A 460-nucleotide genomic window follows, 5' to 3' on the forward strand; every position below is an offset into this window, starting at 1 on the left:
TCATGAAGTACTGCTGCAGCATCTTAGTCCTGGCAGTTTTGTCCTTGGACCGGCTCCATGTGCTATCGGAAGAATCAATAATCAGTATAGATTTCAGATTATTATCAAGTTTAAATCTGAACCTGATCTGTTGACTGCCTTGATGTATCTAGATGATTATTACTATGATAAGTTTGTAAAAGATAAATTTTCGTTAAGTATTGACATCAATCCTCAATCCATGATGTAAAGTTGAAAATGGTGACAAAATACACTTTATGTGCTATAGTATTTTAGTAAATAAGTTGAGCTGCTCGCATAACTGCAAGCAGCTGTTTTTATGCTCAATACCTTGCTATAAGTAGCATTTATCCTATATACTATTATGATTGCATATGAATCAAGTACAACAACAAGAAATGAGGATAATGATGGCAATAAAATCATTGATTAATGATAGCAGCCCTTTGCTGCATAGAGA

General features: G+C 33.7%; 1 protein-coding gene. It reads left to right on the plus strand.

Features of this window, described 5'->3' with window-relative positions:
* Nucleotides 1-229: hypothetical protein (locus ERX40_RS11065; protein ID WP_133418550.1), on the plus strand; the 229-nt coding region annotated here is incomplete at its 5' end.
* Nucleotides 230-460: the final 231 nt, after the last annotated feature.

It is taken from the genome of Macrococcus carouselicus (genome assembly GCF_004359515.1).
Taxonomy (GTDB): domain Bacteria; phylum Bacillota; class Bacilli; order Staphylococcales; family Staphylococcaceae; genus Macrococcus; species Macrococcus carouselicus.